Origin of the sequence: Nostoc sp. (assembly GCF_036917155.1) — a bacterium.
Classification (GTDB): domain Bacteria; phylum Cyanobacteriota; class Cyanobacteriia; order Cyanobacteriales; family Nostocaceae; genus Nostoc.
Genome location: NZ_JBALDZ010000079.1, coordinates 98,007 through 112,801 on the forward strand (window position 1 = coordinate 98,007; position 14,795 = coordinate 112,801).

Annotated in this window: 3 protein-coding genes; 1 reads left to right on the plus strand and 2 read right to left on the minus strand. The window is 41.8% G+C overall.

What is annotated here, in order from left to right; translation table 11 throughout:
- Positions 1–18: 18 nt before the first annotated feature.
- Together V7K67_RS11840 and V7K67_RS11845 are read right to left on the minus strand one after the other, a co-directional pair.
- The gene (locus V7K67_RS11840; protein WP_335166663.1) at positions 19–4,707 is read right to left on the minus strand and encodes a type I polyketide synthase; all 4,689 of its coding nucleotides are present in this window, start codon (positions 4,705–4,707) and stop codon (positions 19–21) included.
- The gene (locus tag V7K67_RS11845) at positions 4,700–11,230 is read right to left on the minus strand and encodes an amino acid adenylation domain-containing protein (protein ID WP_335166665.1); all 6,531 of its coding nucleotides are present in this window, start codon (positions 11,228–11,230) and stop codon (positions 4,700–4,702) included. Before V7K67_RS11845 ends, V7K67_RS11840 begins: the two co-directional genes overlap by 8 nt.
- 718 nt (positions 11,231–11,948) lie before the next feature.
- On the opposite strand from V7K67_RS11845, the gene V7K67_RS11850 reads away from it, so the two are divergent.
- Positions 11,949–14,648 carry a TonB-dependent siderophore receptor gene (locus tag V7K67_RS11850; protein WP_335166667.1) on the plus strand — a complete coding sequence of 900 codons (2,700 nt, stop codon included), beginning with the start codon at positions 11,949–11,951 and terminating at the stop codon, positions 14,646–14,648.
- Positions 14,649–14,795 lie beyond the last annotated feature (147 nt).

The following is a 14,795-nucleotide window of genomic DNA, read 5'->3' on the forward strand; positions in this document are numbered from 1 at the left end:
ACCTCTTTGATTAATTTTTTATAGAGCGCCCTTCTGTTTCATTCTTTTTTCTCTTCGTCTTTGCCCCCGTCCGCTCCTTTCTTCCATAGGTTTGTCAGCCTGTTCCATATTTAATGCTTTGCTCAAAGAACTGACTGTTGGACTTTCATAAAGACTGACTACAGGAATTTCTATCTGCAATTCTTTACCTAATTGTGAAATAACTTGAACACCTACTAAAGAGTCGCCACCGAGTTCAAAAAAGTTGTCGTGGATGCCGACTAAATCAATACCAAGTAGTTTTTGCCAAATATCTGCAATTGTTTGCTCAGTCTGATCTCTAGGAGCAAAATAAGCATTACTCAGATGAGGTCGTTGATGTACCGATTTTGATAGATTAGTCTTGCCTAAAGATTCCAAAAGAGCTTGGGCATTAAAATTGCGATCGCGTTCAATCACAGTTGCCAAATCTTCAGTCGATACCACAATCCGAGAGACTGCACTGTTGAGAGTACGCCTAAAAACCTCTATCCCCTCTGAAGGTAATATGGCATCCATCAAAAGGGTTTTATCATCAGAAATATCCTGTGTTCTAAATAATCGCTTCACTGCCTCTACTGCCATACCAACATCCTGCCAGTCAGTCCAATTAATCGAGAGTGTGAATGTGCGATCTTTGTTTGTTTTGTGGTAAGCAAAGGCATCAATAAACTCATTGGCAGCACAATAGCCAACTTCACTAAATTTCTTTTTAGAAACGATTGAGCTAAGAGATGAACAGAGAATGAAGAAATCTAGCTCAAAATCTTTCAAAAGGCTATCCAGTACTAGTGTACCCTTGACTTTCGGGGCCATAATATTTTCTGTCATCTCTCGCGTTCTTCGAGAAATCACACCCGCATAATCAGCAATTCCTGCACAATGAAGAACACCATTGATTTGGCCAAACTGTTTCTGGACTTTTGCGATCGCTTCTTGCATCTGTTCAAGTTTAGCCACATCAGCGTTCAGTACTAAAACTTCTGCACCCAGTTCTTCAAGTTCCTTTACTTTCAAAATTTTACGACTGATATGATCTTGGCGATCGTTAGTAGCTAACCATTGTTCCCACTCTTGTCTAGGAGGAAAAGCTGAACGTCCGATCAAAACTAGTTTGGCCCGTACCGCCTTCGCTAGGTGTGACGCTAGAGCAAGTCCAATGCCTCCAAGTCCACCTGTGATCAAATACACTCCTCCTTGCCTTAATCGTGATGTTTCTCCCTTTGCTTCCTCCAATCGGACTGCTTCAAAGGTTTGCACCCAGCGATGAAAACCACGGTAGGCAACAACTATATCAGAGGATTGTATTTGTAACTCATTCAGCAGATGATCTACAAGTTTCTCCTTTTGCCAACTTACTTCCCTTGGAATCACAACATCAATGCTACGACAGTTGATATTTGGATATTCTTGGGGAATGATCTTAACAGCTCCCAGTAGAGTCGCCTTTTCTGGGCATAGCACCTCTTCTCCAGTAACTAAGTGTATATTGTTGGAAATGACCGCTATTTGCAGTTCATCTGTAATCCGTTGTTTTCCAAGTGCTTGAGCTAAAAACAGCAGACTATAAAAACCTTTTTCTTGGGCTTGATCAACTCCTGCAAGTCCAGATTCAATTTGACCAACAGAAGTCACACTCCATAAATGAACAATCGTTTTTGGGATATTGTCTTGTGCTACTAGTTCATTGAGCAGGGCATCATAGTCTTCACGTTGTCTAGGATTAAGGCTATATGCACGCTCATTCAACTTAATAAACTTTGACCCCACCTTCACTATAATTACATCCTGACCATCAAGCTGAAGTCGTTTAACCAGTTCTTCTGCCAAGCCGCACTCATCGAGAAACACAAGAGTGCAAGACTTCTGAGTGATCAATTCCTTCTGGTTCAACAGTACAGCAGGTACAGATTGTTTCCACAAAGGTAAGTAGAACCAATCGGCAATATCTGGCTTTTTGCCAAATGACACAGGTTTAGCACTGTTATCCTGTCTGTGTTTATAGTCTTCAACCCAGTAACTCTGCCGCTCAAAGGGATATGTTGGTAGTGGGAGACGATGACGGTGTTCGTGGGCGTAAAATCCTGACCAATTTACCTGTACTCCATATAACCAGAGTTTACCGAGTGTGTTCAGTAAAAATCCTATATCTGACTGTTTTTCTTGAGGATGTCGTAATGAACAGAGTGCTAGAGAATCTGAATGCTTTTTAACAAAAGTACATAAACTGCTTCCTGGCCCCACTTCTAGCATGATGCAATTTGCCTCTTGCTGCAACGCAGAGATGCCAGCTGCAAACTGCACTGTTTGGCGTAAATGTCTTGCCCAGTAATTGGGATCTGTGGCTTCTTCTGCTGTTATCCAGGTTCCTGTGACGTTAGAGATAAAAGGAATCTGCGGCGGATTTAGTTTGACTTTTTTAACTTCTTTGATGAATGGCTCAATAATCGGTTCCATCATCGCAGAATGAAAGGCGTGGGAAGTATGCAAAGGGCGACACTCTACACCTAATGCTGTAAGTTGCTGATGAATCGTGTCTACAGCATTATGGGTTCCGGAAACTACGCACAAACGAGGAGCATTGCTGGCGGCTAAAGATAAATTTTCATTTAGTAAAGTTTTAATCTCTGCTTCTGTTTGTGAAACCGAAAGCATAGCACCTGCTGGAAGTTGCTGCATCAGTCGTCCACGGATAGCTACTATTGCCAAAGCATCTTCCAGGGCAAATACACCAGCAAGGCAAGCTGCGACATATTCCCCTATGCTATGACCAATCATCGTTTGGGGAGAAATGCCCCAGGACATCCATAATTTAGCGATCGTATATTCTATGACAAATAATGCAGGCTGAGTGATATCAGTTTGTTGCAGTCTTTCTGCTGCGGCTTTTGACTCAGACTCGTTGGGATAAATCAGCGATCGCAAATCCAATCCAAGATGGGGTTGCAGCAATTGACAGCACAAATCAACCTGTTGTTGAAAAATCGGTTCAGTCTGGTAAAGTTCTTTACCCATGTCCACATATTGAGCGCCTTGTCCAGGAAACATGAAGACGATGGGGCGATACTCCTGCGGAGTCACTTCTCTACGAGAGGCTGCGCCAACGTGAACGCCACTTTCAACTAAGCCAGTGAAAACTCTTTCTGGATCTTGTAAGACTACATCCTCAATATCTTCACACACCAGCACGCGACGATGATTGAACTCAGCACGCCCCACTTGCAGGGTATAGGCAACATCAGCTAAGTTCACATTGGGATGCGCTTTGAGATAATTAGCCAAATTTACTGTTGCTGTCTCCAAGGCAGAGCTAGTTTTAGCCGATAGACACAGTAAATATTTACTTTTGCCTTTTGACTTTTGACTTTTGACTTGTACTGGTGCTTCTTCTAGAATGACATGAGCATTAGTCCCACCTATACCCAAGGAACTCACGCCAGCACGACGAGGAGTACTTCCGGTTTTCCATTCTGCTAGCTTTGTATTGATATAAAAGGGGCTGTTGGCAAAATCTATCTGGGGATTTGGCTGCTCAAAATTCAAGCTTGCTGGTATCTGCTTGTGTTTCAGGGCTAAAACTGTTTTAATCAGTCCGGCAATCCCAGCAGCCGCATCTAGATGACCAATGTTTGTTTTTACTGAACCGACGGCACAGAAGCCTTTTTTGTTGGTACTACTACAAAAAGCTTGAGAGAGGGCGGCAATTTCAATCGGATCGCCTAAGGCTGTACCAGTACCATGAGCTTCAATATAGTTGATTGTCTCAGGCTCAACTCCTGCCAGCATCATCGCTTCGGCAATCACCTCTGCTTGACCATTGACGCTAGGGGCTGTATAGCCAACTTTACCAGAACCATCGTTATTGATGGCTGAACCTCTAATTACAGCATGGATGCAGTCACCATCTGCAAGAGCATCGCTCAATCGCTTGAGGACAACAACTCCGACACCATTACCAATAGTCGTTCCCTCTGCTTTGGCATCAAAAGCACGACAATGACCATCAGGAGATAGTGTCCCTCCCGATTCATGCAAATAACCTGTTTTCTGGGGTACGTGGATAGAAACCCCACCAGCCAAAGCCATATCACATTGATAATTCAACAAACTTTGACAAGCAAGTGTGGTTGCAACTAATGAGGTGGAACAAGCTGTTTGGATCGTAATACTTGGGCCAGTTAGATTTAATTTGTAAGAAACACGGGTAGTCAGAAAATCTTTATCATTACCAATTACTGTTTGATAGCATTGGGCCGATCCGATGGGATCGCGGTTTAAATCTAATGAATAATAGTTATTTAAGCTAGCACCAGCATAAATTCCGATCCGACTATCATACCTATTGGAATCATAGCCAGCATTTTCTAATGCTTCCCAAGCACACTCTAAAAAAATCCGGTGTTGTGGGTTAGTAACTTCTGCTTCTTTGGCATTAAAACTAAAAAATGCGGCGTCAAATAAATCTATATTTTCTAATATGGCACTAGACTTTACATAATTGCGATCGCTGAGTGTAACGGAATCTATACCGTCAGATACTATCTCTTCATTTGTGAAGAGAGAAATTGACTCTACACCAGATTGTAAATTTTGCCAAAATTCTTCAATATTTTTAGCACCAGGAAAACGCCCTGCCATCCCAACAATGGCAATGCCTTCTACAGCATCATTATCTATAGTGCTAATCATAAATCTTTTTACCTTTCTGACTCAATTGTTGTTTTTGGCGATTTATAGCCTCAATTTGCTTATTTGCGCGATCGCGCGTTGACTGAAGAGAAGGCACATCCTCTAGTTTCTGACTTAAATACTGCGCCAGTGAGTGAATAGTGGGATATTGAAACATTGTCATTACTGATATATCTCGCTGCAAAATTGCCCGCAGTTTGCTATTAACCTGAGCCATTAGTAACGAATGTCCGCCGATATCAAAAAAATTATCATTAATGCCTACTTTCTCCAGATGTAGCACCTCTTGCCAAATAGTTGCGATATTTCTTTCTACCTCTGATTTTGGGGGTTTGTAAGCTGCTGCGAGTGTTGGACTCAAGCCTTCAATTCCAAGCAATACATGCCGATCTACTTTTCCGTTGGGCAAGAGCGGTAGGGTGTCCAATAACTTGAGAGTAGATGGCACCATATACTCAGGCAGTTGTTTCTTTAAACTGTGCTGTACATCATCAATTAGTTGCTTCGGGCTACTCCAGGTCAATTTTGGTTCGCATTTCAAAATATCTGAGGACTGCTGATTGTTATCGTTGCCAATTGGACGTACTGCGTAGACGTTGTAAAGCCATGTCTGTGCCAGCAACCTGTCTTGTTCTACCGTCACGTGATAACCTCGCTGTTCTAGCAGGTTTGTTAGCTGTGTTAATCGTCCATTTGTATCGTGTACCTCAACAACAAGCTGCCGAATTTTAGACCAGTCTTCTTCTTCAATACCAGCTAAAACATCTAGTTCGCTTTTCTCAACATCTACCTTCAGCAAATCAATCCGCTCAAGCTGATGTTCTCGAATCACGTCTGAGAGAGTTTTGAGTTGGCAAGTAACTTGTTCGCTCGTTAAACGAGCTTCTAGCAACTCATCAATGATTTCCATTGATAAAGCAGTATTATCTTCAGTGACTGATTGCTGATTTAGCAGAAACGATTTCACAACTGCTCGTTCCTCTTCTCCATCAACAAAGCGCCCAGAAATAAGTGAGAGTTGGGGATAGTAAGTAAATGTCTCTGTTTTTAACTCACTTGCAAGCCCGCAATTAAACAGTTTTACATTTAAGCCATAGAGTGCTGTGTTAATGCGTAAAGCCTCGAAGACTGCCGGAATCGGCTCAAAGGCGTAAATGACAGAATTTGGATATTGTTGACCAATAAAAAGGGTGAACAGTCCGATATTTGCACCTACATCAAAGATACAGTCTCCCTCTGAAATGATAATGCCATGCTGCAAATATACCTGATCGGTGAAGATTTCTTGGTATGAGAACTCAGTTTCCTGTTTGTTCAGATAGGTAATTGCCATACCATTCGGCAATTCATACCAAGACTGGTCATGTAATAAACCTTCTCTTTTAAATTGAAGGAGCCGCCGTACAGTTAGCGCCTGGTTTGAATCTGGCACTAAATAGGCAACAAGACACTGATTTTTGAATTCATCTTCCTGCAATATAACAGTAGCTATTTTCACACCTGAGTGTTGATTCAGAATTGTTTCAATCTCTTCCAACTCGATACGCAAGCCCCTAAGTTTGACTTGGTGGTCAATTCGTCCCAAAAATTCGATGCTTCGATCTGGACGATAACGTGCTAAATCTCCAGTCTTGTATAGTTTATTAACTTCTGCCTTCTCAAACGGATTGCTAACAAACTTCTCATCAGTCAAATCCGGACGGTTTAAATATCCTCTAGCCAATCCCGCACCAGCAATACATAACTCACCAGCAACTCCAATAGGCACGGGTTGCAAATATTTATCTAAAATATATATTTGCGTATTGGTGATTGGGCTGCCAATAGGAACAATTCTTCGGCTTGTGTGATGTTGACAATTCCAGAAGGTAACATCAATAGCTGCTTCTGTTGGGCCATACAGATTGTGCAGTTCTGTATCAAAATGAGCAAAAAATCTCTCTTTCAGGTCAAAGGAAAGAGCCTCACCACTACAGATAACTCGTTTGAGACTATTACACTTTTCTAGACTTGGCTCCTCCAAAAAAACTTGCAACATTGAAGGAACAAAGTGAAGTGTGGTGATTTTCTCTTTAGCAATTAGTTCAACTAAATAACTGCTATCTTGATGACCTCCCGGTTTAGCTACAACTAACTGCGCTCCCGTAAATAGAGGCCAGAAAAATTCCCAAACTGATACATCGAAACTAAAAGGAGTCTTCTGCAACACTCGGTCAGATTCAGTTAATTGATAAGCATCTTGCATCCAAAGCAAGCGATTGCTCAAACCTCGGTGAACATTCATTACCCCTTTCGGTTTTCCCGTAGAACCAGAAGTATAAATTACATAAACAAGATGTTCTAGTTTGACATCGCTACTGGGATTATCTGGACTTTGATGTGCAACTAATGCTTGCCACTCGGTATCTAAGCAGATGACCTGAGCTTGGTATTGAGTTTGTAAAGACGTTAAATTTATTAGTTCCGCAGCAAGATGTTGTTGAGTTAGTAGTAACGGAACTTGAGCATCTACCAGCATAAACTCCAAACGCTCTTGAGGATACGCTGGGTCGAGAGGTAAATATGCACCACCCGCTTTCAAAATGGCCAGTAACGCCACTACCATTTCCACAGAGCGCTCCATGCAAATACCAACAAGAACATCCGGCTTTACACCTTGGTTTTGCAAATAATGCGCTAGTTGATTTGCTTGCTCGTTTAACTTGCGGTATGTAAGTTTCTGATTTTCAAACAGTAAGGCAACTGCATCCGGTGTCCTTTTCACCTGCTGCTCAAACAGCTGATGAATGCAAAGATTCTGCGGATAATTTTTGTTTGTATTATTCCACTCAACTACTAACTGATGTTTCTCTGCTGCTGTCAGTAAGGGCATTTCGGTAATGCAGCAGTCAGGGTTAGCAACAATACCTTTTAGTAAAGTTGCATAATGCTCCAACATCCGATCTATGGTATCTACATTAAATAAATCAGAGTTGTACTCGATAGTCACAACGAATCCTTGCTCTCTTTCTTCTACAAACAAAGTCAAATCAAACTTACAAGTGCCGTTATAACTTTCCTCACAACTGATGGATACATCTGCGACTTGTGGAGTCGGAATAGGAACATTCTGGAGAACGAATACCACCTGGAACAGAGGATTATAACTTAGGTCACGTTCTGGCTTCAGTTCTTCTACTAATTTCTCAAAAGGTAAGTCTTGATGAACATAAGCTTCTAAAGCCGTTGACTTCACTCGTGTCAACAACTCCTTGAAACTAAGTTCACCAGAAAAGTCTGTACGCAGGACTAAAAAATTGACAAAGAATCCAATTAATGACTCTATTTCTGCTCTGTTACGACTGGCAATTGGTGAACCTACTAAAATATCAGTCTGACCTGTGTAGCGATACAGCAAGGTTTTGAAGGCTGTAAGCAAGGTCATAAATAGAGTTACTCCCGAATGACGGCTCAAATTCTTTAGCTCTTTTGTCAGAGTTTGAGAAAGAACTAATTTCGCTTGAGCACCTTTGAATGTTTGAACTGGCGATGTCTGATGACAAGAAGCAAAGCTTCTACGCGGACGGTCAGTTGGTAAATTTAATACAGGAAGCTCACCGCTTAACTTTTGTTTCCAATAGCTAAGTTTTGGTTGAATGCGATCGCCATCAAGCCATTGTCGTTGCCAATTGACAAAATCCCGATACTGAATGGGTAATTCAGGAAGTGGTGTACCCCTTTGGGGAAGCAAGCTACGCGTAGCGTCTCGTAGAGAGAGTTTGCCCGTGGAGAATGCTTCATATAGTGCAGCTAGTTCTTTGATCAGAATACCGATAGACCAACCATCTGCAATTATATGATGCATAGTGATAATTAAATGATAATTTTTATCACTTAATTGTAAAATTTTAGCACGCAAAAGCGATTGAGCAGATAAATCAAATGGCTGCTGTGCAAATTCTGTAGCCAAACGTTGTGCTTCTTGAGTGTGTTCCTCTTTTGATAGTGAACGCAAATCCTCAACCGCCAAAGTTAAAGGTGGCGCTTGATTTATAATTTGGGCTGGTTGTCCATCAACTACTGTAAAGCTTGTCCGTAATACTTCGTGTCGTCTAATAATTTCGTTAAGACAATCTTGTAAAATTGCTAAATTAATGCAGCCTTTGAAGCTAATAACTATCGGAATGTTATATGTAGGACTATCGGGAGTTAGCTGATGGATAAACCATAATCCCTGCTGGCCAAAAGATAGAGGCTGAATGGATGTATTTTTCTCTTGTTTGGCAAGGGATATTGACGGTAGTGCAGCTGTTGTCAGTTGAGCGAGGATTTTTGTAGCTAGCGATCGCGTACTCATCCCTGCAAAGAAGTCTGCTACTGATACTTCTACCTCTAAATCAACCTCAACTCGGTTTTTCAACTCAAACACTTTTAAAGAATCAAGGCCCAGAGCGCTTAATGGTTCATCAGGACTGATATCATCTGGTGCGATCGCCAGTACTCTCGCTTCCTGTTCAATCAGATAGATTTCTAAAAGCTGTTGACATTCCTTGGGAGAAAGCGCCAAAAGTTCAGAACGCTGTAATCGGGTTTCCTCTCTGACAATATTGCTAATTTTGAGAATGTTGCTGACAACTACATTCAGTTCACCATTCTGAAACTGAGTGCGAGTTGCACGACGTTGAATCTTACCACTGGAAGTTTTGGCAATACTACCTGGTTTAATCAAAACTACAGCATAAACTTGTACTTCATGTTCTTCAGTCACAGCTTGACGAATTGCAGATATAACTTCTTCTAAATTTGGCTTGGCGCGAAACTTCAATTCTTGGACGATTACCAACCGTTCTTCGTTGTTAACCTCGACTGTAAATGCTGCACTAGCACCAGAATTTAAAGATGGATGACTGCGTTCTGCGGTTAATTCTATATCCTGTGGGTAAAGATTTCGACCACGAATAATAATTAAATCTTTGGCTCTACCTGTAATGAAAAGCTGGTTATTTTGTAAAAAACCTAAATCTCCCGTCCGCAGAAAAGGGCCTACACCTGTATCTGATAAATAAGCATGGAAAGTTTCTGCTGTCTCTTGATCGCGATTCCAATAACCTTGGCCAACACTCGGTCCAGATACCCAGATTTCCCCGATTTCATCAGGTTTACAACTACTGAGGGTTTCGGGATTAGCGATCGCCACTTCCAGTTGTGGTATAACTCGACCACAACTGACAAAATGATAGACATCTTCAGTACTCTGGGACTGGGTACTGGGGACTGGGTACTGGGGAAGAAATTCTTTTGAAGCCTCCACGTCACTCGGCTTTAATATTTGGTTAGGGTCTGAATCCTCATGCAAATCTTCCCGCTCCCCAGTCCCCAATCCCCAATCCCCAGTCCCCAGTCCCCGCTCCCCAGTCCCTAGTCCCCAATCCCCAGTCCCCAATTCAACTACCCGATTCGATTCTAATGCAGACTTTTGGACTGTCTTGATAATCGGTGATGTTGCCTTCTGCACACCAGAAACCATCAGAGTTGTTTCAGCCATTCCGTAACAAGGGTAGAATGCCTCTTTACGGAAGCCACAATCGACAAAAGCTGCTGCAAACCGCTCTAGAGTATCATCCCGAATCGGCTCCGCGCCGTTAAATGCCACACTCCAACTACTCAAGTCAAGAGTCTCTTTTTGTTCAGGAGTAATTTTTTGAGTACATAACTCATAAGCAAAATTCGGGCCACCACTAGTTGTCCCTTTGTAGTGAGAAATAGCTTGTAACCAACGATAAGGACGTTGGAGAAAGGAAGTTGGAGGCATGATGATGCAAGGAAAACCTCCATACAAGGGTTGCAATATTCCTCCAATCAGGCCCATATCGTGGTACATCGGCAACCACGTCACGAACTTACTTTCTGGAGAATGCTCCATAAATTGGTAAGTTGTATCAGCATTGTGCAGTAGGTTTCCATGACTAATCATTACACCCTTTGGTGTCCCTGTAGAACCAGAAGTGTATTGCAGAAAAGCTAAGGTATCTCGATCAATAGAGGGTTGTTGCCAAGTATCTTCTATTCCCAGAGCAAGATTATCTGTAGTTAGCCACTGTAAGGATTCTAACTCAGTCTTTTGTGACATTAAAGACTGCACTGTAGGCAGGATTTCTGTCGTAGTGAGTGCGATCGCTGCTTGTGCATCTTTTGCAATAGCTTTTATTCTCGGTGTGTTGCGCTCATTTCTAGGGGGATATGCCGTTACAGCCACAACTCCCGCATATAAACAACCGAAAAAAGCAACCAAAAAATCTAGTCCGGCTGGATAAAGTAGTAAGGCGCGTTCTCCAGTCAAACCCAATGCTTGTAACTGAGCAGCTATTCGACGCGATCGCCTATCCAATTCTTGATAGGTTAGCGTTGTTTGTTCTGTTTCCCCATCCAGCAAGAAGGTAAAAGCATCTCTGTTTGGCTGAGTAGAGCTTCTGAAGCGCAGTAAGTCAACAAATGTAGAACTACTGCCAGAAGCTTCAAGGAAGCAATGAGAATATTGATTCATTTTGATTTTCTACTAGATACAACCCTGATACACTGCTACTCTTCGTCTCGCTCTGACTAGAGAAAAATCAAGAGGAAATCATTAATTCAGCCAATTACTTAAAATTGTCTAAATCCTAATTAGTGATTTTCTGGGAGCAATATCTAGCTTATTGCGAGTAATTTTTATTTATCTTCAGATACACTAACGAGAATTAGTTGCTTTAGCAATAGAAAAAGTATAGAAAGTTAATATCAACAAAATCATCTTATATAAATTTTACTTATATAGCTTTATTTACATCTGTAGATAGATGATAAATCTAAAAACGTCATTTTCAGACAGTAAATCATGGGAAAATCAATATTCCCTGACAAAGGAAAAATGACCAATGCCCCATTTTCAAGTTAAAACTCCACGAGCGATCGCCCGCAACCACCCGATGAAATTAACTTGTCCTCATCCCTAATTCCTAGTCACCAATCCCTATTTACAAGACAGAAAAGTAGTTTTAGCTAGCAATACAATCTCTGATTGTATGTCAAGCAAATAAGCTGTTTCAAAAGAATTTATTGTTTAGTATCTATAAGCTAAATGAAAAAAACTATTAGTTGTCTTGTGTCTTGCATCGCTTCATAATATGATTCAAATAATTTCAACTTAAATGACAATTTTTTTCAGAGATTGTCATTGTATCTTCAGGTACAACCAAGTAGTGTGATTGAGTGTAAGCGGATAAATGAAGTTAGATAAATTGTTTCAAAGCCTGCTGCTGACAGGTACGGTTGTTCTTTTTATCAGCGCTCCTGGTAAAGGCGAGGAAGTACGAGAAGATGTTCAAGGCGAATCTTTTAACCAAGTGATAGGGAAATCTACTTCACCGCAAACATTATCTGGTAAAGCAAGTAAAAACATTTCCCAACTCAGCGAAATTGAACTTCCCGCAACTAGCGCTCAAATGCTAGTGCAGATACCAACACCAACCAACCCTCCAAATCCAGAACCAAGAAGTGGGGATCAAGTTGTACCAATCATGGGAGTTAAAGCCAATCCCACAAACAAAGGTGTGGAGTTGATTTTAGAGACGACTCGTGGGGAACAACTGCAAGTTAAAAATCGCAGTACAGGTAATAATTTTATTGCAGATATACCTGGCGCACAGTTGCGTTTACCATCGGGAGAAGCTTTTATATTTCGTTCAGAAAAACCCCTTGCAGAAATTACTGAGATAACAGTTACAAATATCGATGCGAATACTGTCCGAGTGACGGTGGTGGGTGAGAAAACTTTACCCAAAGTTGAGTTATTTGATGATAATGCCGGGCTGGTGTTTGGTATAAATTCTGTAGTAACGGCGACTTCTCCACCGCAGCAACCCCAAACACCACAAGATCAACAAAAGCCAGCAAGCGAGACACCGCAGCAACAACCAACAGCACAGCAGAATGAGCCGATTGAGTTGTTGGTGACGGGGGAGCAAGATAGATATAACGTACCAGAAACGTCAACTGCTACTAAAACCGACACACCACTGCGCGATATTCCCCAATCGATTCAGGTGGTGCCGCGACAAGTGCTGGAAGATCGCAAGGTAAGAAGTGTAAATGAGGCAGTGGAAACGGTCAGTGGCGTTGTTGATGGCGGAACCAACTTCGGTGCGCCTTCAGGAGGCAGAGTTATTAGAGGATTTGTGCAGAACGGAGATTTCCGCAATGGGTATCGAGATACAAATGATAGCTTTTCGCTGACAGGCATTGGGACAATCGAACAAGTAGAAGTTCTCAAAGGCCCCGCCTCAGTTCTATTTGGCGCTGTAGAACCGGGTGGAATCGTCAACGTTATTACCAAAAAACCTTTGAGTGAACCCTACTACAGTCTTGGATTTGAGGCAGGAAATTTTGGATATTATCAACCCAGCATCGATTTTTCAGGGCCATTAAATACTGATAAAACTGTACTCTATCGCTTGATTGCGAGCTATCAAGATTCGAGCGGATTTCAAGATTTCGTCCACACAAATATAACCACGATCGCACCCTCAATCACTTTGAAATTGGGGGATAGGACAGACCTGAATCTATACTATGAATACACTAACTATAATGGATATCCGAATCAGTCTGGCAGTTGGTTTTTCAGCAATGGTAGCTTGCTGCCTGCGAATCTCTTTCTCGGCTATCCTAATTTAACCTTTATTGATGCCACGACTCAAAAATTTGGCTACACACTGAATCATAAATTTAGCGACAACTGGCAGATTCGTAACAATTTTGCGGTGGCTGCTACTAACACTAGAGACGGATTTGCCTCAGGATCAGATATAGTCAACGATCGTTTACTAGTAGGTATTGACACTGAAAAACGTGAATACACAATAGATAACTATTTTGGACAGATCGACTTGCTTGGAAAGTTTAAGACGGGATCGATTTCGCACCAACTTTTAGTAGGTTTTGATTTTAATCGCAATGTTCAGACTTTTGAGGATTTGATTGCCGATCCTGCTCTTCCTAATCTAGATCTCTTCAACCCAAATTACAATATTTCAAACCCCGTATATATTCCAAATTATAGTTTCGATTCATCTACCCAATCTTACGGTGCTTACCTTCAAGATCAAATCAGTGTTTTGGATAATCTGAAGCTATTGGTTGGCGGGCGCTTAGATTGGGTTTCACAGAATGTGACAAATAGTGGAATTGATTCTCCCGAACAGAATGATAGTGCTTTCAGCCCCCGAGTTGGATTGGTGTATCAGCCGAGCAAATCTGTTTCTCTCTACACCAGCTATAGTCAATCTTTTCTCCCTACTTCTGGATTCAATCCTGATGGTAGAGCGTTTAAGCCAACCGCAGGAACCCAATATGAAGCAGGTATTAAAGCTGACTTTCTAGACGGAAAGCTTTCAACAACATTGGCAGCCTATCAAATCACCAAGACGAATGTTACAACTCCCGATCCAAATAACCGTGATTTCTCGATTCAAGTGGGGGAGCAAAGGAGTCGAGGGATTGAGTTAGATATTGCGGGTGAGATTCTACCAGGGTGGAAGGTGATTGCTTCTTATGCCTATACTGATGCAGAAGTTACCGAGGATAATGCCATTGCTGTAGGCAACAAATTGCTGGGTGTACCAGAGAATCAAGCTAGCCTCTGGACAACATATGAAATCCAAAAGGGCAATCTGAAGGGTTTGGGATTTGGTCTGGGGCTTTTTTATGTGGGCACGCGGGCAGGAGATGCGGATAACACGTTTCAACTACCCGATTACTTGCGTACTGATGCGGCGATTTACTATCGTAGGGATCGTTTAAATGCTGCGATCAATATTCGTAATCTATTTGATACGGACTATTTTAGTTCTACCTACGGTTACACTTTAGGTCTTGAAAGAGGTGCGCCCTTGACAATCATCGGCTCTATTCGTTGGGAGCTTTAACTCACTGTTGTGTTGGTAATCGGCTGGACAACGTGTTGCAATTATCCTATTGGTACTGATTCTCAATGCTTTTACGTCGTTTCATCTATCTACTATTATTAGGAGTTTTGATGTTTGCACTTATTTCGGCTTGTAGCAAGAATCCGA